17 protein-coding genes and 1 rRNA gene are annotated in these 17,318 nt (G+C 71.4%); 3 read left to right on the forward strand and 15 right to left on the reverse strand.

Annotated features, from left to right (window positions below; genetic code table 11):
• Window positions 1-11: 11 nt before the first annotated feature.
• The 5 genes from ACZ67M_RS16375 to ACZ67M_RS16395 form a co-directional block, all read right to left on the reverse strand.
• Window positions 12-1,709, reverse strand: coding sequence for a bifunctional uroporphyrinogen-III C-methyltransferase/uroporphyrinogen-III synthase (locus ACZ67M_RS16375; protein WP_361353512.1), 1,698 nt, complete (start codon window positions 1,707-1,709; stop codon window positions 12-14).
• On the reverse strand, window positions 1,706-2,665 hold the full coding sequence (gene hemC / locus ACZ67M_RS16380; protein WP_361353516.1) for a hydroxymethylbilane synthase: 960 nt from the start codon (window positions 2,663-2,665) through the stop codon (window positions 1,706-1,708). The genes ACZ67M_RS16375 and hemC overlap by 4 nt, the downstream gene beginning before the upstream one ends.
• On the reverse strand, window positions 2,662-4,368 hold the full coding sequence (locus ACZ67M_RS16385; RefSeq protein ID WP_361353519.1) for a glutamyl-tRNA reductase: 1,707 nt from the start codon (window positions 4,366-4,368) through the stop codon (window positions 2,662-2,664). Before ACZ67M_RS16385 ends, hemC begins: the two co-directional genes overlap by 4 nt.
• Complete coding sequence (locus ACZ67M_RS16390; RefSeq protein ID WP_361353522.1) at window positions 4,365-5,129, reverse strand: redox-sensing transcriptional repressor Rex; 765 nt, start codon at window positions 5,127-5,129, stop codon at window positions 4,365-4,367. Before ACZ67M_RS16390 ends, ACZ67M_RS16385 begins: the two co-directional genes overlap by 4 nt.
• 274 nt (window positions 5,130-5,403) lie before the next feature.
• Window positions 5,404-5,754, reverse strand: a complete 351-nt coding sequence (locus ACZ67M_RS16395; protein WP_361353525.1) for a glutaredoxin family protein — start codon at window positions 5,752-5,754, stop codon at window positions 5,404-5,406.
• A gap of 96 nt (window positions 5,755-5,850) precedes the next feature.
• Between ACZ67M_RS16395 and ACZ67M_RS16400 the strand changes: the two genes are divergently transcribed.
• The 3 genes from ACZ67M_RS16400 to ACZ67M_RS16410 all read left to right on the forward strand — a co-directional run bounded on the left by ACZ67M_RS16400 (window position 5,851) and on the right by ACZ67M_RS16410 (window position 9,373).
• On the forward strand, window positions 5,851-6,780 hold the full coding sequence (locus ACZ67M_RS16400) for an HAD family hydrolase (RefSeq protein ID WP_361353528.1): 930 nt from the start codon (window positions 5,851-5,853) through the stop codon (window positions 6,778-6,780).
• 312 nt (window positions 6,781-7,092) lie between these two features.
• Complete coding sequence (locus tag ACZ67M_RS16405; RefSeq protein WP_361353531.1) at window positions 7,093-7,896, forward strand: ECF subfamily RNA polymerase sigma factor, BldN family; 804 nt, start codon at window positions 7,093-7,095, stop codon at window positions 7,894-7,896.
• A 232-nt stretch (window positions 7,897-8,128) separates the two neighbouring features.
• Window positions 8,129-9,373, forward strand: coding sequence for a DUF5667 domain-containing protein (locus ACZ67M_RS16410; protein WP_392009486.1), 1,245 nt, complete (start codon window positions 8,129-8,131; stop codon window positions 9,371-9,373).
• Between the two features lie 45 nt (window positions 9,374-9,418).
• Here ACZ67M_RS16410 and ACZ67M_RS16415 read toward each other — a convergent pair whose 3' ends face one another.
• From ACZ67M_RS16415 to rrf, 10 genes are all read right to left on the reverse strand, one after another.
• Complete coding sequence (locus ACZ67M_RS16415) at window positions 9,419-10,492, reverse strand: lysophospholipid acyltransferase family protein (protein ID WP_469851325.1); 1,074 nt, start codon at window positions 10,490-10,492, stop codon at window positions 9,419-9,421.
• 14 nt (window positions 10,493-10,506) lie between these two features.
• Complete coding sequence (locus ACZ67M_RS16420; RefSeq protein WP_361353540.1) at window positions 10,507-11,568, reverse strand: NAD-dependent epimerase/dehydratase family protein; 1,062 nt, start codon at window positions 11,566-11,568, stop codon at window positions 10,507-10,509.
• A gap of 220 nt (window positions 11,569-11,788) precedes the next feature.
• Window positions 11,789-11,887: a 30S ribosomal protein bS22 gene (locus ACZ67M_RS16425; protein ID WP_003948845.1), complete on the reverse strand. Its 99-nt coding sequence runs from the start codon at window positions 11,885-11,887 to the stop codon at window positions 11,789-11,791.
• 108 nt (window positions 11,888-11,995) lie between these two features.
• On the reverse strand, window positions 11,996-12,208 hold the full coding sequence (locus ACZ67M_RS16430) for a helix-turn-helix domain-containing protein (RefSeq protein WP_004984898.1): 213 nt from the start codon (window positions 12,206-12,208) through the stop codon (window positions 11,996-11,998).
• Between the two features lie 129 nt (window positions 12,209-12,337).
• Window positions 12,338-13,153 (reverse strand): phosphatase, encoded by an 816-nt coding sequence (locus ACZ67M_RS16435; protein WP_361353543.1) that lies wholly within the window; start codon window positions 13,151-13,153, stop codon window positions 12,338-12,340.
• A 211-nt stretch (window positions 13,154-13,364) separates the two neighbouring features.
• Entirely contained in the window at window positions 13,365-14,537 is a 1,173-nt protein-coding gene (locus ACZ67M_RS16440) for an acetoin utilization protein AcuC (RefSeq protein WP_469851327.1), read from the reverse strand.
• Window positions 14,488-15,723 carry an MFS transporter gene (locus ACZ67M_RS16445; protein WP_392105182.1) on the reverse strand — a complete coding sequence of 412 codons (1,236 nt, stop codon included), beginning with the start codon at window positions 15,721-15,723 and terminating at the stop codon, window positions 14,488-14,490. Before ACZ67M_RS16445 ends, ACZ67M_RS16440 begins: the two co-directional genes overlap by 50 nt.
• 23 nt (window positions 15,724-15,746) lie before the next feature.
• Window positions 15,747-16,451, reverse strand: a complete 705-nt coding sequence (locus ACZ67M_RS16450) for a VC0807 family protein (protein ID WP_469851328.1) — start codon at window positions 16,449-16,451, stop codon at window positions 15,747-15,749.
• 69 nt (window positions 16,452-16,520) lie between these two features.
• The gene (locus ACZ67M_RS16455; protein ID WP_392009471.1) at window positions 16,521-17,168 is read right to left on the reverse strand and encodes an HAD family hydrolase; all 648 of its coding nucleotides are present in this window, start codon (window positions 17,166-17,168) and stop codon (window positions 16,521-16,523) included.
• 63 nt (window positions 17,169-17,231) lie between these two features.
• A 5S ribosomal RNA gene (gene rrf, locus ACZ67M_RS16460) occupies window positions 17,232-17,318 on the reverse strand; the annotation flags it as partial.

A 17,318-nucleotide genomic window follows, 5' to 3' on the forward strand; every position in this document is an offset into this window, starting at 1 on the left:
CCCGCCTCACTTCACGTCGAAGAGCGCCGTCTGCGCGCCCCCGGCCGCCGTTCGCTCGGCCTGGTCACCGGGTCGCCGGCCTCCACGGCCGCCGTGCGGCGCCGGGTGCCGAAGTCGGCCAGGGCCTCCGCCAGCTTCAGCACCGACGGCTCCGGAGCCATGACGTCGACCCGCAGGCCGTGCTCCTCGGCCGTCTTGGCCGTCGCCGGGCCGATGCACGCGATCACCGTGACGTTGTGCGGCTTGCCCGCGATGCCGACCAGGTTGCGGACCGTGGACGACGACGTGAAGAGCACCGCGTCGAAGCCGCCGCCCTTGATCGCCTCCCGGGTGGTGGCCGGCGGCGGCGAGGCGCGCACCGTGCGGTAGGCCGTGACGTCGTCGACCTCCCAGCCCAGCTCGATCAGCCCGGCGACCAGGGTCTCCGTGGCGATGTCGGCGCGGGGGAGGAACACGCGGTCGATGGGGTCGAAGACCGGGTCGTAGGGGGGCCAGTCCTCCAGGAGACCGGCCGCCGACTGCTCGCCGCTCGGCACCAGGTCCGGCTTCACACCGAAGGCGATCAGGGCGTTGGCCGTCTGCTCGCCCACCGCGGCGACCTTGATCCCGGCGAAGGCACGGGCGTCGAGCCCGTACTCCTCGAACTTCTCCCGGACCGCCTTCACCGCGTTGACCGAGGTGAACGCGATCCACTCGTAGCGGCCCGTGACCAGGCCCTTGACCGCCCGCTCCATCTGCTGCGGGGTGCGCGGCGGCTCCACCGCGATGGTCGGGACCTCGTGCGGCACGGCGCCATAGGACGTCAGCTGGTCGGAGAGCGACGCCGCCTGCTCCTTCGTCCGCGGCACGAGGACCTTCCAGCCGAACAGCGGCTTGGACTCGAACCAGGACAACTGGTCGCGCCGGGCGGCGGCCGAACGCTCGCCGACCACGGCTATCACCGGGCGGCCACCGTCCGGGGACGGCAGCACCTTCGCCTGCTTCAGCGTCTGCGCGACCGTGCCGAGCGTCGCCGTCCAGGTGCGCTGCCGCGTCGTCGTACCGGCGATCGTCACCGTCAGCGGCGTGTCCGGCTTGCGGCCCGCCGACACCAGCTCGCCCGCGGCCGCGGCCACCGAGTCCAGCGTCGTCGAGACCACGACCGTGCCGTCCGAGGCACCGACCTCGGTCCAGCAGCGGCCGGAAGCCGTACGGGCGTCCACGAACCGCACGTCGGCGCCCTCGGCGTCACGCAGCGGCACACCGGCGTACGCGGGCACGCCGACGGCGTTCGCGATACCGGGGACCACCTCGAAGGGCACCCCGGCCGCGGCGCACGCCAGCATCTCCTCGGCGGCGTACGCGTCGAGCCCGGGGTCACCGGTCACCGCACGCACGACCCGCCTGCCGCCCCGCGCGGCCTCCATGACAAGATGTGCGGCATCCCGCACAGCGGGGACACCCGAGGTCGTTGACGCTCCGTCAACTACCTTCAGTTGGGGCGCTCCTGTGCCCGGATCCGACGGGTCGGCATCCGTGTGCACCTCGGAAACGCCCTGCCGCGCGTGCGTACGTACGACGTCGAGCACCTCGTGCTCGGCGACGAGGACGTCCGCGTGCGACAGCGCCTCCACGGCGCGCAGAGTCAGCAGTCCCGGATCTCCGGGTCCGGCACCGAGGAAGGTGACGTGCCCGTGCTCCGGACCGGCGGGAAAGGCGGTGGGGCTCAATGTGCTCGCTCCCCCATCAGACCGGCCGCGCCCTGGGCGAGCATCTCGGTGGCGAGTTCGCGACCGAATGCCAGCGCCGCCTCGTGCGTCTCGGGCACGGGACCGGTGGTGGACAGCTGCACCAGCGTCGAGCCGTCGGTCGTGCCGACGACGCCGCGCAGGCGCATCTCCTTGACAGTCTGCCCGTCGGCCAGAAGGTCGGCCAAGGCGCCCACAGGGGCGCTGCAGCCGGCCTCCAGGGCGGCGAGCAGTGACCGCTCGGCCGTTACGGCGACCCGCGTGAACGGGTCGTCGAGTTCGCCGAGCGCGGCGATCAGCGAGGCGTTGTCCGCCGCGCACTCGATCGCCAGTGCCCCCTGGCCGGGGGCGGGCAGAACCGTGTCGACCGACAGGAAGTCGGTCACCTCGTCGCTGCGGCCCACCCGGTTCAGTCCGGCGGCGGCCAGCACGACGGCGTCCAGCTCCCCGCTGCGGACGTATCCGATGCGGGTGTCGACGTTGCCCCGGATCGGGACCGTCTCGATCTCCATCCCGTGGGTACGGGCGTACGCGTTGAGCTGCGCCATGCGGCGCGGTGCGCCGGTGCCTATGCGCGCCCCGCGCGGGAGGTCGGTCAGCTTGCGCGCGTCCCGGGCGACGACCACGTCCCGCGGGTCCTCGCGCTCGGGTACGGCGGCCACCACCAGGCCCTCGTGCTGCGCGGTGGGGAGGTCCTTGAGCGAGTGAACCGCGAAGTCCACCTCGCCCCGCAGCAGCGCCTCGCGCAGCGCGGCGACGAACACGCCCGTGCCGCCGATCTGCGCCAGCTGCTCCCGCGAGACGTCCCCGTACGTGGTGATCTCGACCAGCTCAACGGGCCGACCGGTCACCTGGCTCACGGCGTCCGCCACCTGCCCGGACTGGGCCATGGCGAGCTTGCTCCGCCTCGTCCCCAGCCTCAGTGCCTTCTCAGTCATGCCGGCCCTCGGTTCTTCTCAGTGCTGTTCTCGGCGCGGGAGACGGAGGCCACCGTCTCCTGGTCGAGGTCGAACAGGGTGCGCAGCGCGTCCGCGTACCCGGCGCCGCCGGGCTCGGCCGCGAGCTGCTTGACCCGTACCGTCGGCGCGTGCAGCAGCTTGTCGACCACACGCTTGACGGTCTGGGTGATCTCGGCGCGGTGCTTGCCGTCGAGGCCGGGCAGCCGCCCCTCGAGCCGGGCGATCTCACCGGCCACCACCTCGGCGGCCATGCTGCGCAGCGCGACCACGGTGGGCGTGATGTGCGCGGCGCGCTGGGCGGCGCCGAAGGCCGCGACCTCGTCGGCGACGATGCGGCGGACCATGTCGACGTCGGCGGCCATCGGCGCGTCGGCGGAGGCGTCGGCGAGGGACTCGATGTCGACCAGGCGCACCCCGGCCAGCCGGTGCACGGCGGCGTCGATGTCGCGCGGCATGGCGAGGTCGAGGAGGAAGAGCACGGGCTGCGGGCGCGGCACCTCGGCGACGGGCTCGGGCCGGCGGCGCTCGGGGATCCGGCCGACGCTCGCGGCGGTGGCGGCGAGCGCGCCGATCAGCTCGGCGTCCGCCTCGGGCCCCGGCCGCCCGGTCTCGCGCGGCCGGTCCACCGCGGCGCCGCCCGCGGCCCAGGCCCCGTGCTGCTCCAGGGTCGCGGCGTCCATCCCGGCCACGGCGGCCTCGCCCATGACGGAGAAGCCGGTCGGCACGGTGGACAGGTCCAGCGGGCAGTTCTCGTCGGCGGCGGCACCCGGGGACGGCAGCGGCGCGGCGGCGGCCTCCGGCTCGTCCCGTACGCCGTCGGCCTCGGCGGCGGGGGCGCCGGTACGGCCCTCGACCGTCGCGGCGACGGAGTCGGCGGTGAGGACGAGGCCGGTCGCGCCGGTGCAGGAGACGGCCACGTCGGCACGTGTCAGCTCGAACGGCACCGAGTCCATCGGTACCGCGCGGGCCAGCACGTCCGTGTCGTCGCCCTCGGAGAGGATCTGCGCGAGGCGCTCGGCGCGCTCGAAGGTGCGGTTGGCGACCACGATCTCGGCGACTCCGGCCCGGGCCAGCGTCGCGGCGGCCAGCGACGACATCGAGCCGGCGCCGATGACCAGGGCCTTCTTGCCCTGCGCCCAGATCTGCGGGTCGGCCCCGGCGGAGAGCTGCTCCAGGCCGAAGGTGACCAGGGACTGCCCGGCGCGGTCGATGCCGGTCTCGGAGTGGGCGCGCTTGCCGACCCTGAGCGCCTGCTGGAAGAGGTCGTTCAGGAGCCGGCCGGCGGTGTGCAGGTCCTGGGCGCGGGCCAGGGAGTCCTTTATCTGGCCGAGGATCTGCCCCTCGCCGACCACCATCGAGTCGAGGCCGCAGGCCACCGAGAACAGGTGGTGGACGGCGCGGTCCTCGTAGTGCACGTAGAGATGGGGAGTGAGCTCCTCCAGGCCGACCCCGCTGTGCTGGGCGAGCAGCGTGGACAGCTCGGCGACACCGGCGTGGAACTTGTCCACGTCGGCGTACAGCTCGATGCGGTTGCAGGTGGCCAGCACCGCGGCCTCGGTGGCCGGTTCGGCGGCGACCGTGTCCTGCAACAGCTTGAGCTGCGCGTCCTCGCCGAGCGACGCCCGCTCCAGGACGCTGACGGGGGCGCTGCGGTGACTCAGCCCGACGACGAGGAGACTCATGCCGGCATCACGGCGGGTACGTCCCCGTCGGGTCCCTGCTCGGTGGGGCGCTGCTTGCGGGCGACGGAGGGCGGTGCGACGCCGTCGGCCGCGGCCTCCTCGCCGGCCTTGCGCTGCTCGTGGAAGGCGAGGATCTGAAGCTCGATGGAGAGGTCGACCTTGCGCACGTCGACGCCCTCGGGGACGTTCAGCACGGTCGGCGCGAAGTTCAGGATGGAGGTGACACCGGCGGCCACGAGCCGGTCGCAGACCTGCTGGGCGGCGCCGGCGGGGGTCGCGATCACGCCGATCGACACACCGTCGTCGTCGATGATCTTCTCCAGCTCGTCGGTGTGCTGCACCGGGATGCCGGCCACGGGCTTTCCGGCCATCCCCGGATCGGCGTCGATGAGCGCGGCGACCCGGAATCCACGGGAGGCGAACCCGCCGTAGTTGGCGAGGGCGGCACCGAGGTTACCGATTCCGACGATCACAACCGGCCAGTCCTGGGTGAGGCCGAGTTCACGGGAGATCTGGTAGACGAGATACTCGACGTCGTACCCGACGCCCCGGGTCCCGTAGGAGCCGAGGTAGGAGAAGTCCTTGCGGAGCTTCGCGGAGTTGACCCCGGCCGCGGCCGCCAGCTCCTCGGAGGAGACCGTGGGCACCGAACGCTCGGAGAGCGCGGTGAGGGCGCGGAGGTACAGCGGAAGCCTGGCGACGGTGGCCTCGGGAATCCCTCGGCTGCGGGTCGCCGGTCGGTGTGTTCGGCCAGTTGCCACGGTGCTCCTGCGGGTAGAGCGGGGCTGTAGGCGGTCATACGTCCCTACATGACCGCCCCGTCGAATGCAGGCTATGTCTTTGTGAACGCGTGCACAAAGATGGTGTCCGATTTGCCCGGCCAACGTGACCGGGGTCACGCGCCCCCGGCGCACGGGACGGGAACCGGCGCACACGCACCCTCGTTCCTCACTCATCGGGGGCAAAGCCGTACACGCTCCTCACGATCAACGCCCCCGAGACCTGGTCACCATCGATCCTAAGCGACCATACGGACTACTTGGACTGGTCGGTCAGTGCCTTGCGCAGCCGTTCCTCGTTCACACGCCAGAAGGTGTGCTGCCTGCCGTCGACCAGGACGACCGGAATCTGCTCCCAGTACTGGTCGTGCAGTTGGCGGTCCTGGGTGATGTCCTTCCCCTCCCAGGGGACACCCAGGTCGGCGCAGACCTTCTCCACGACGAGCTGTGCGTCATCACACAGGTGACAGCCGGGTTTGCGGATGAGGGTGACGAGATGGTTCTCGGAATGCTCAGGGGACTGGGCGGAGTGCGGGGCCCCCGGGGTCTGCGGGGGCTGCGGGGCCTGCGCGGGCTTTCGGCGGAAGAGGGGACTCATGCCGGCCATTCTCCCGCGCCCTTTAACGACCCGGTCGTCCAGAGTTCACAGCCTGCGAACGTCTCGGCTCCGAAGCCTCCGAACAAACTGGCTATGCTCACGGACATGGCCGCTCTCGGATGGCTCTCTCCCCGTAGGCGCTCCGCCACGGCGCGGAGCGTGTTGGCAGGCGAGGCTTCGGCGGAGGCAGCCCGCAAGTCCGCGCGGTCCACACCGGAGACCGCGCCCGACTCCGGCGCGGAACCGGAGTTCCCGGTCCACGGCGACGACCGCGCGGCGGCCTTCTTCGACCTCGACAACACCGTGATGCAGGGCGCCGCGATCTTCCACTTCGGCCGGGGCCTGTACAAGCGGAAGTTCTTCGAGACCCGCGACCTCGCCCGGTTCGCCTGGCAGCAGGCGTACTTCCGGCTGGCCGGGCTCGAGGACCCGGAGCACATGCAGGACGCCCGCGACTCCGCGCTGTCGATCGTCAAGGGGCACCGCGTCTCCGAGCTGAAGTCGATCGGCGAGGAGATCTACGACGAGTACATGGCCGAGCGGATCTGGCCCGGCACCCGCGCCCTCGCCCAGGCCCACCTCGACGCCGGACAGAAGGTCTGGCTGGTCACGGCGGCCCCGGTGGAGATCGCCCAGGTGATCGCCCGCCGCCTCGGCCTGACCGGCGCGCTCGGCACGGTGGCCGAGTCCATCGGCGGCGTCTACACCGGCAAGCTGGTCGGCGAGCCCCTGCACGGCCCGGCGAAGGCCGAGGCGGTACGGGCGCTGGCCACGGCGGAGCACCTGGACCTGTCCCGCTGCGCCGCCTACAGCGACTCGCACAACGACATCCCGATGCTGTCGCTGGTCGGACACCCGTACGCGATCAACCCCGACTCCAAGCTGCGCAAGCACGCCCGGGAGCTGGAGTGGCGCCTGCGCGACTACCGCACCGGCCGCAAGGCGGCGAAGGTCGGCATCCCCGCGGCCGCGGGCGTCGGAGCGGTGGCGGGCGGCACCGCGGCGGCCATCGCGCTGCACCGCCGCCGCCGCTGACCCGAGCCATGTGACGTACCCGCGGGACGCCCTCTCCAGTCCCGGTTCCTCGCACTTCCTCACATCGGCCACAACACGCTCTGTAGCAACAAGGAACCCGAACCTTTTCGGTCATCTACTGATCACTTTGCCGCAACCGATCGAGCGTCAATCGGGCACAGAAGCGACGTAATCGATGATTTGAGCAACTGGGCGTAGCAGTGCCTGCACGAAGCGTTATTCTCCTCAGACGCATTCCGGTACCCCACCTTCGCTACGACGGGTGACAGGTTCCGAACTGCACGTGATGGAAGCTCTGCCTCTGGGAGTCCCGTGTACCCACACGTCGGGGTTGACGCCTCGGGCCTGGCTACGCTGCGCGCAACGGTCAAATCAGCCCAAGACCTGTTGCGCGGCTTCGTCCCCACCGCGTATGCCGTCCCCGCCGTCCCAGCCCTCGCCGCCGCCGCCGCGCCCGCCGGTCCGTGCTACGCACTGGCCGAAGGGAGCGCCGCCGTCGGCAGACGCGCGCGGTCGTCCTCGTCCGGGACCGCCGCCACCACCCACCGCCGCCCCGCCGCGGACAGCGACAGCGCCCGCATGATGGACCTGGTCGAACGGGCCCAGGCCGGTGAGGCCGACGCCTTCGGCCGGCTCTACGACCAGTACAGCGACACCGTCTACCGCTACATCTACTACCGCGTGGGCGGCAAGGCGACCGCCGAGGACCTCACCAGCGAGACCTTTCTGCGGGCACTGCGGCGCATCGGCACCTTCACCTGGCAGGGCCGTGACTTCGGCGCCTGGCTGGTGACCATCGCCCGCAACCTCGTCGCCGACCACTTCAAGTCCAGCCGCTTCCGGCTGGAGGTCACCACCGGCGAGATGCTCGACGCCAACGAGGTCGAGCGGTCCCCCGAGGACTCGGTCCTCGAATCGCTCTCCAACGCCGCCCTGCTGGAGGCGGTACGCCGGCTCAACCCGCAGCAGCAGGAGTGCGTCACGCTGCGCTTCCTCCAGGGTCTCTCGGTCGCCGAGACCGCCCGTGTCATGGGCAAGAACGAGGGCGCCATCAAGACGCTCCAGTACCGCGCCGTGCGCACCCTCGCCCGGCTGCTCCCGGACGACGCCCGCTGACCCTCCGCGTTTTCCAAATCACCATCGGTGAAAGTCGGTTGGGACAGCGGTCCGATCATCCACCGTCCGTAACCCAAGTGCCGCGCCGCTCGTTGTGCGGAATGCAGGCTCCCTGTGGTCACTCCCCGGCCGACTCCGATCACCCGATCGGATGGTTCCGATCGGGGCGTGCAACCCTCAGGACCCCCTGGGGAGTCGACCGTCATGACGAGAGCGAGAGGAGGTGCCGCCAGTGATCGCGAACGTATCGGCACACCGGCGGGCGAACGCCTTCGCCCAGGCTCTGGAGGAGCAGTCCGATCCCGGGGCGGCCGAGCAGCCCGAAGGACCGGCGGCCGCCGGGGCCACCGCGGATCCGACCGAGCAGGGTCGTCTGATGACCCTCGCGCAGGGTCTGGAGACGCTGCCCCGGCCGCAGCTGGATCCCGAGGTCAAGGTCGTCCAGCGGGCCCAGCTGGTGGCCGCGTTCGAGGCCATGCTGCAAGAGGGCACCGCGGGCGGTGGGGCGGGGGACACGTCGGTCCCGGAGCAGCGCCGGGCGCGCGGCAGCCACCGGGCGGCCCCGATGAGCAGGTTCCGGCCCCGTTCGCGGCTGGCCAAGGGCCTCACCGCGGGCGGACTGAGCGTGAGCGTGGCCGCGGGAGCCTTCGGCGGAGTCGCCGCCGCCAGTTCGGACGCCCTGCCCGGCGACTCGCTGTACGGCCTCAAGCGCGGCATAGAGGACTTCCGCCTCGGCCTGGCCGACGGGAACGACGAGCGCGGCCGCGCCTACCTGGACCGGGCGTCGACCCGGCTCAGCGAGGCGCGACGGCTGATGGAGCGCGGCCGCAGCGGCCCCCTCGACCACGAGTCGCTCAACGAGATCCGCCGCGCCCTCTCCGGCATGCAGCACGACGCCTCCGAGGGACACCGGCTGCTCAGCGCCGCCTACGCCCACGACCCCGACTCGCTGGCCCCCATGCAGGCCCTCTCCTCCTTCTCCCGTTCCCACCGGGAGACCTGGGGAGCGCTGCGCGAGCGGCTGCCCGTGCAGCTGGGGGACGTCAGTGAGCAGGTGTCGTCGGTGTTCGACGCCATAGACGATGACGTGGCCCCGCTTCAGTCCATGCTGCCCCGGCCACCCGCCCAGGACGAGGACCGCGGCACCGGCGGCCGCCCGGGCGACTCCGGCCCGGCGACCACGGACAAGCCCGGCACCGACCGTTCGTCCGCCCCCGGCACCGGCGACTCCGGCACGTCCGACCGCGGCCGCACCGACAGCCGCGGTCCCAGCGAGTCGTCCGACTCCGGCCACGAGGACGACGGACTCCTCGGTGGCGGCACCGGCGGCCTGCTCGACCCGCCCAAGGAGGACACCCGCCCCGCCTCCCCGTCGACGGGCGACAACACCCTGCCCACCGAGCCGGACGTCACCCTCCCGCCCCTCCTCCCGGGCCTCCTGCCCGGCCTGGGGATCGAGGCGGAGGACGCGGACTGACCCGAGTGGGGTGCTCCCTGGAAGCAGGGGGCACCCCACCACCGGTCAGAAGAACACCGACCGCCGCTGCACCAGCAGTTTGTAGAGCGTGTGCTGAATCTGCTCCCTGACCTGGTCCGTCAGGTTGAACATCAGCATCGGATCCTCCGCCGCCTCCGGCGCGTACCCGTCCGTCGGGATCGGCTCGCCGAACTGGATCGTCCACTTCGTCGGCAGCGGGACCGCGCCCAACGGGCCCAGCCAGGGAAACGTCGGCGTGAGCGGGAAGTACGGGAAGCCCAGCAGCCGCGCCAGGGTCTTGGAGTTGCCGATCATCGGGTAGATCTCCTCCGCCCCGACGATCGAGCACGGAATGATCGGCGCCCCCTGCCGCAGGGCCGTGGAGACGAATCCGCCCCGCCCGAACCGCTGGAGCTTGTAGCGCTCGCCGAACGGCTTGCCGATGCCCTTGAAGCCCTCCGGCATCACCCCGACCAGCTCGCCCTGCGCCAGCAGCCGTTCGGCGTCCTCCGCGCAGGCCAGCGTGTGCCCGAGTTTCCGCGCCAGCTCGTTGACCACCGGCAGCACGAACACCAGGTCCGCCGCGAGCAGCCGCAGATGCCGGTCCGCCGGATGGTGGTCGTGCACGGCGACCTGCATCATCAGCCCGTCCAGCGGCAACGTCCCGGAGTGGTTGGCGACGATCAGCGCACCGCCCTCGGCCGGGATGTTCTCGACGCCCTTCACCTCGACCCGGAAGTACTTCTCGTACACCGGCCGCAGCAGCGACATCAGCACCTGGTCGGTCAGTTCGGCGTCGTACCCGAAGTCGTCGACCTCGTAGTCCCCGGTGAGACGGCGGCGCAGGAAGGCCAGCCCACCCGCGATCCGCTGCTCCAGGCCGCCGTCCGCGTCCTCCGGCTCCGGCTCCACGGGGACGTCGCCGTCCTGCTCCGCGGCCCCCCGCACGGGCAGTGGCTGCACCTCCCGCACCGGCGCCGGCTCCGCCGTGCCCTTGCGCCGGCTTCCCGCACCTCGGCGCCGCGCCGGACGCGGTACCGCGTTACCGCCGCTCGCACCCCCCGTACCGCTCCCCCGCGACCGGTCGTCGTCGAACGGAATGACCTTGGCGTCCGCCATTGTTGATGCGCTCCTCAGTTGGCGCTCTGCGTCGGAAGGTGGCCGTTGCCCCGCCGGGACAACTCCGCGATCCGGTCGACGGCCCCCGCGAGGGCCTCCGGCGGCAGCAGCCCGGCACCGCGGCCGCGCGCGAAGTCCGCGAACGCTCCGGCCGTCGTGTACTTCGGCCGAAAACCCAGCGTCTCGCGCATCTGCGTGGTGTCCACCACCCGCCCGTGGGTGAGCAGCCGGATCTGCTCGGGGGAGAAGTCCGTCATCCCCAGCGTACGCACGAGCGTGCCCGCCCAGGTGACCGCCGGCAGCGGCAGCGGCACCGTGGGGCGCCCCAGCCGCCGCGAGCACTGGGACAGCAGCAGCACGCCGTCGCCGGCGATGTTGAAGGTCCCGCTGTTCAGCGTGCCCCGCCGCGGCTCGTGCGAGGAGATCCGCAGCACCTCGATCACGTCGTCCTCGTGCACGAACTGGAGGCGGGGGTCGTACCCGAACACCGTCGGCAGCACCGGCAGCCCGAGGTACGAGGCGAGCGGCGTACCCGCGTCCGGGCCCAGGATGTTGGCGAACCGCAGCACGGTCACCGCCACGTCCGGCCGACGGCGCGCGAAGCCCCGCACGTACCCCTCGACCTCGACCGCGTCCTTGGCGAAGCCGCCGCTGGGCAGGGACTTGGGCGCGGTGGTCTCGGTGCAGACGGCCGGGTCGCGCGGCGCGGACCCGTAGACGTTGGTACTGGACTTCACCACCAGGCGCTGCACGGTCGGCGACTTCTGGCAGGCCCCGAGCAGCTGCATCGTGCCGATGACGTTGGTCTCCTTGACCGACGTACGGCTGCCGCTGACCAGCGGCGTTCCCGTGACGTCCATGTGCACGACCGTGTCGGCACCCGTCTCGGCCAGCACCCGCCCGATCGCCGACTGCCGGATGTCGGCCTGTACGAACTCGGCGCCGCCCAGATGGTGCTCCGGGGGGACGGCGTCCACGCCCACGACCCGGTCCACGTCGGGATCTCGCTGGATACGCCGGACGAACCGGCCCCCGAGGTGCCGGGCCACTCCGGTCACAAGCACGACCTTGCCCAAGATCAGCGCCTTTCTTCCGCCCTACTGCGTACCCTGCCGCCTTCCCCGCCCGCCGGCCAACTTAGCCGGTCGGTGTTGCGCTGTGATGACCGCCGGATGCAGCAGGTGACGAGAATTCGCGGTATCGCCTCGCGCCGGCTCCCCGGACACCGGCCTACGACTGTGGCCCCCCACCGGATGCGGTGGGGGGCCACAGGACACGCTGACGGCGCAGCGTCGCTTACTTCTTGTTGCGACGCTGAACGCGCGTGCGCTTGAGCAGCTTGCGGTGCTTCTTCTTGGCCATCCGCTTGCGCCGCTTCTTGATAACAGAGCCCACGACTACCCTCGCTCACTTCTCATCACTCGGTTGGTGAGCGCCATGGGCCCACACGACCTACGAGGGGCCAGCCTACCCGCCCGAGCGCTGAGGTCGTAATCGAGGCCGTCAGGCCGTTTCCACCCCCACGTAACTCTCGCGGAGGTACTCGTGAACCGCTTGCTCCGGGACGCGGAACGACCGTCCCACCCGGATCGCGGGCAGATGACCGCTGTGCACCAACCGGTACACGGTCATCTTGGACACGCGCATCACCGAGGCGACTTCCGCCACGGTAAGGAACTGAACCTCGTTCAGAGGCCTTTCGCCAGCTGCAGCCATGACACACCTGAACCTTCCGCACTCGACGGCCACCGGCTTCCCCTTCCGGTGACTCTTCGTCGCTGCGTGCTCACTCCCCAATGTAGGGGCGGGTGATGCGAATGGGGAAGAGGTGCACCCATCGCTTCCCTACCGTGACAGACACGCCCGATTGAGTACGTAGCGGGTGAGCGGTCTGTAGTACTCGGAGCGCACAGCGTCATCAAGTGGAACGACGACGGACACGGACCCCTCGGCCTCCCCGACGAAGAGCGCGGGATCGTCCGTATCGGCCGGCCCGATGGCCTCGAACCCCAGCTGACCTGCTCCGCAGACCCACCCGTGATCCCCGATCACCAGCTCGGGCAGCGGCCCGCCCGCCTCGGCCGCGGCGGCCAGCGCGGTACGAACCGGGAGCGGAGAGTGGGTGTGTGCGCCCGGCTCACCACCCGCGCGACCACCGCCGTCCCCGCGCAGCAACGCGACGCCCCGGACGTAGTCGAGACGGTACGTGCGTAGACCGAACCGGGTCGTTATGTCGACACAGCGACCCTGCGCCGGGGTGAGGACAGTACATCCCGCCGCCGACAACGCCTCGGCCAAGGCGACGTAGAAACCGAGCAGTCGGTGCGGGTGCCCCGTGCCGAGGAGGACCGGGCCACGACGCTGAGCGACGGCGGCGAGCCTGCCCGCGAAGGCGTCCAGCGCCGCGAGGGTCCGCTCGGGGTCGATCACGTCCTGGCCCGAAGTATCCCGCGGATCGGCCGAGACCCCACACCTCTCCGCCATCAGCGCGACCAGCTCCCGGTGCCCCCAGTCCCTCACCGGATCGATCCCGATCAGCACCCGGGGATCCCGCGCGGCGAACAACCGGTAACTCCGCAGACTCACCTCCCGAGCAGTCGCCACCACCCCGGCAAGCCGCACGTCCAGCAAATGAGCCCGCAGAGCCCCACGCGTCAGCACCCACCCGATGCTGCCGGGTCCACCCCCCTCCAGGCGGCAGAACCGGGCAACCGACGCACGGACGGCGTAACACCGCAGCCTCCCAGCTGCGGGCAGTCGTGCCGCTGGGGCGGCACGGGTGGGCGCAGCGGCACCCGGCCAGCGCCGGCCCGCGACACCCACCCCCGGCCCGCACCCACACCGGATCACCGAACCGCGCGGCGACCAGACGTCACGCCAACAACCCCCGCAAGGGAAACACCGCCCGCCGAGCCGCCACCACCGCCTGATCCAGCCGGTCCGCGGGGTCGTACCCCTCCTCCCACGAGGCCCACCCCACCGGCCACCGCCCATCGGTCATCCGCATCGGCCCCAACTGCCGCGTCCGCGCGTACACCTCCTGCCGCCACCCCTCCGGGATCACCGTCTCCGGGTCGACCGGCCGCCCCGCCGCGATCCCCACCAGGTGCGCCCACGACCGCGGCACCACGTCCACCACGGCGTACCCGCCCCCGCCGAGCGCCACCCACCGCCCCTCGGCGTACTCGTGCGCCAGTTCGTGACACGCCACCTGCACCGCCCGCTGCGCGTCCAGCGACACCGCGAGATGCGCCAGCGGATCCTCGAAGTGCGTGTCCGCCCCGTGCTGCGTCACCAGCACCTGCGGCCGGAAGTCCGCGAGCACCTCCGGCACCACCGCGTGGAACGCCCGCACCCACCCCGCGTCCCCGGTCCCCGCCGGCAGGGCGACGTTCACCGCCGACCCCTCGGCGCACTCCGCACCCGTCTCCTCGGGCCACCCGGTCTGCGGGAACAGCGTCCGTGGATGCTCGTGCAGCGACACCGTCAGGACCCGCGGGTCCTCCCAGAACGCCGCCTGCACCCCGTCCCCGTGGTGCACGTCCACGTCGACGTACGCGACCCGCTCGGCGCCCAGCTCCAGCAGCCGGGCGATCGCCAGCGCCGCGTCGTTGTACACGCAGAATCCGGAGGCCGCGCCCGGCATCGCGTGGTGCAGCCCGCCCGCGAAGTTCACCGCGTGCAGCGCCTGACCGCGCCAGACCGCCTCCGCCGCCCCCACCGACTGCCCGGCGATCAGCGCCGACACCCCGTGCATCCGCGCGAAGGCGGGGTCGTCGACGGTCCCCAGCCCGTACGATCCGTCCGCCGCGCCCGGGTCCATCGACGCCGCCTTCACCGCGTCGATGTAGTCCTGCCGGTGCACGAGCCGCAGCGTCGACTCGCCGGCCGCCCGCGCCGCGACGACCTCCACCTCCCGGTCGAGCCCGAGGGCACCGACCAGACTTCGCGTCAGGGCCAGCCGGACCGGATCCATCGGATGCTCCGGCCCGAAGTCATAGCCCGTTACTGCCTCGTCCCACATCAGCTGTGCGCGGCCGCTCATGCCCGCCACCGTATCGGTCCGGTTGAGAGTCGAACGACCGGGCGTAGAACACCGTCACCAGCACCAACACCATCGGTACGAGCATCGCCCCGCGGTAGCTCCAGGCGTCGCCGAGCGCTCCCACCAACGGCGAACCGATCAGGAAGCCGACGTAGTTGAACACGTTGAGCCGAGCCACCGCCGCGTCCGACGCCCCGGGACCGTGCTTCTCGGTGGCGAGCCGCCCCGCCGCGGCGAACGTCTGCGGCACCAGCACGCACAACCCCAGCCCCAGCAGCGTGAACCCGAGCATCCCCACCCAGGCCCCCGGCGCCCCCGCCACCACCGCGAACCCCACCGCCGCGATCACCGCCCCGCTCCGCACCACCGCCACGGCGCCGAACCGCCGCACCCCGAAGTCCCCGACCGCCCGCCCGACCAGCGTGGTCACCATGTACACGTTGTACGGCACGGTCGCGAGCTGCTCCGAACTCCCCAGCACGTCCTGGAGGTACTTCGCACTCCAGTTGGAGACGGTCGAGTCACCGATGTACGCGAACGACATCACCAGACAGAGCGGCAGCAGCAACTTGAACCCGACCCCCGTACCGCCCCCGCCCGGCCCGCCCGGCCCCTCCGCCCCACTCCGGTCCCCGTCGACGTACCAGCGGCTCCCCACCAGCGCCGCCGGCAACAGCAGGACGACGACCGGCAGATACGACACCCACAGCGCCAGATCCCAGTGCGCCCCCACCCACGCCAGCGAGGCCCCGAGAATCCCGCCCAGGCTGTACGCGGCGTGGAACCCGAGCATGATGCTGCGCCCGTACGCCCGTTGCAGACTCACGCCGAGCATGTTCATCGACGCGTCCAGCGCTCCCACGGCCAGCCCGAAGACGCCCAGCGCCACGGCCAGCACCACCATCCGGTCCCCCGCCCCGACGCCGAGCAGGGACAGCAGCACCACGGGCTGGGACCAGCGCAGCACCCGGCTCGGCCGCACCCGGCGCACCAGACGCTCGGTCGCCACACTCCCGGCGCCGGCCAGGATCGGCACCGCGGCGAGGAACACCGGCAGCAGCGCGTCGGAGACGCCGTACCGGTCCTGAATGGCCGGAATCCGGGTGACCAGCAGGGCGAAGGCAACGCCCTGGGCGAAGAAGCCGAACGCGAGCGAAGCCCTACCGCGCCGCAGCACATCAGTCATGGCGGCGAGCGTAGGGCCCCGGCTTACCCGTGGGTAGATCCGGCCAAAGATGAATTCTCCTCAGCTTCACGGACGTTGGCGCCGATCATGTGGGTCATCGGACCGGCCCCGAGCGCACCGCTGACCACGAAGGCCACCAGCATCGTGACGATCATGACGACCGTCCCGAGCCAGACCATCGTGTCCACCGAGAACGAGTAGACCCCCACGATCCGCAGCGCACACTCACCGACGAAGGCGGCCCCCCACACCCCGGTGAACAGCCGCTCCGCCCGCCGGAACGCCCGCGACTCCCGCCGCAGCCGCACCCACGCCGCCTCCCGCTCCGCGTCCCCCTTGAGCAGCCACGGCTTGAGGGTCCCCGTCATCATCGGCCGTCCCACGAGCACCGACCCCAGCATCACGAACCCGACCAGGCTGGCCACCGCGCTGTCCTTGACCAGCAGCAGCCGGGCGTCACCCGTCTCGAAGCTGAGCAGCAGACCGACGAGGTTGGCCAGGAGGACGAGCAGCGGGAGCGCGTTCACGTCCCGCTGCCTCAGCACACCCCACCCGGTGCGCAGGACGGGCACCACGCTGCTCCAGCCGAGCGCGGCGACCGCGCTCATCCCGAACACGCCCTTGAGCAGGTAGTACGACCCGATGGGCACCCCCACATCCAGGAAGAGCGACACGAAGGTACGACGCTTGCCCCGACGCTGCTTTCCCGTGCCCGTGTTCGTCGTCATGCCCACAGCATCGGGCCGGGGCGGAGGCCCTCGGTAGAAACAACCGTCCAGTGCTCGGCAGGACAAATGTCAGCCGGCCAACAGGTCGGCCAGCTCCCCCATGTCACCGAACAGCCGCCCGGCCCCGGTCAGCTTCGAGGCCGGCGTCATCGCGGTGAACCCGTACACGTCCATCCCGGCCGCGACGGCGGCCCGTACGCCCAGTGGACTGTCCTCGATCACGACACACCGCCCCGGCGCCACCCCCATCCGCTCCGCCGCGTGCAGGAACAGATCCGGTGCCGGCTTCCCCCGCCCCACGTCCTGCGAACTGAAGATCCGCTCGTCGTCGAACCACCGGTCCAGCCCGGTCTTCCGGTGCCCGACCCTGATCCGCTCATGGCTCCCGGACGAGGCCACGCAGTACGCCACCCCGTCCGCGGTGAGCTTCTCCAGCACTCCGACGGCCCCGGGCACGGGCTCCAGTTCACGTTCGAAGGCGGCGAAGACTCGCTCGTGGAAAACGTCGTCGAAGTCCTCGGGCAGCCGCCGGCCCGTCCGCTCCATGATCAGTTCATGGATCCGGTGCATCGCGGAGCCCATGTAGTCCCGAATGGATTCGTCGTACGACGTCGGGTGGCCCAGCTCCGTCAGATAGCCGGCCAGCAGCCGATTGGAGATCGGCTCACTGTCGACGAGAACGCCGTCGTTGTCGAAGATAACCAGGTCGTAGCGCATGGAAAGACCCTAAACGCAGAAAGCCCCGCACCGTTCCCGGTGCGGGGCTCTCATACAATGATTGTTCGGCGGCGTCCTACTCTCCCACAGGGTCCCCCCTGCAGTACCATCGGCGCTGTAAGGCTTAGCTTCCGGGTTCGGAATGTAACC

It is taken from the genome of Streptomyces sp. NPDC107500 (assembly GCF_055582785.1).

Bases quoted from the DNA above. Each gene is read 5' to 3' on its own strand.
- hemC (WP_361353516.1), bottom strand. From the start codon at position 2,665: ATGACTGAGAAGGCACTGAGGCTGGGGACGAGGCGGAGCAAGCTCGCC.
- ACZ67M_RS16385 (WP_361353519.1), bottom strand. From the start codon at position 4,368: ATGAGTCTCCTCGTCGTCGGGCTGAGTCACCGCAGCGCCCCCGTCAGC.
- ACZ67M_RS16395 (WP_361353525.1), bottom strand. From the start codon at position 5,754: ATGGCCGGCATGAGTCCCCTCTTCCGCCGAAAGCCCGCGCAGGCCCCG.
- ACZ67M_RS16400 (WP_361353528.1), top strand. From the start codon at position 5,851: ATGGCCGCTCTCGGATGGCTCTCTCCCCGTAGGCGCTCCGCCACGGCG.
- ACZ67M_RS16415 (WP_469851325.1), bottom strand. From the start codon at position 10,492: ATGGCGGACGCCAAGGTCATTCCGTTCGACGACGACCGGTCGCGGGGG.
- ACZ67M_RS16430 (WP_004984898.1), bottom strand. From the start codon at position 12,208: ATGGCTGCAGCTGGCGAAAGGCCTCTGAACGAGGTTCAGTTCCTTACC.
- ACZ67M_RS16440 (WP_469851327.1), bottom strand. From the start codon at position 14,537: ATGAGCGGCCGCGCACAGCTGATGTGGGACGAGGCAGTAACGGGCTAT.
- ACZ67M_RS16445 (WP_392105182.1), bottom strand. From the start codon at position 15,723: ATGACTGATGTGCTGCGGCGCGGTAGGGCTTCGCTCGCGTTCGGCTTC.
- ACZ67M_RS16450 (WP_469851328.1), bottom strand. From the start codon at position 16,451: ATGACGACGAACACGGGCACGGGAAAGCAGCGTCGGGGCAAGCGTCGT.
- ACZ67M_RS16455 (WP_392009471.1), bottom strand. From the start codon at position 17,168: ATGCGCTACGACCTGGTTATCTTCGACAACGACGGCGTTCTCGTCGAC.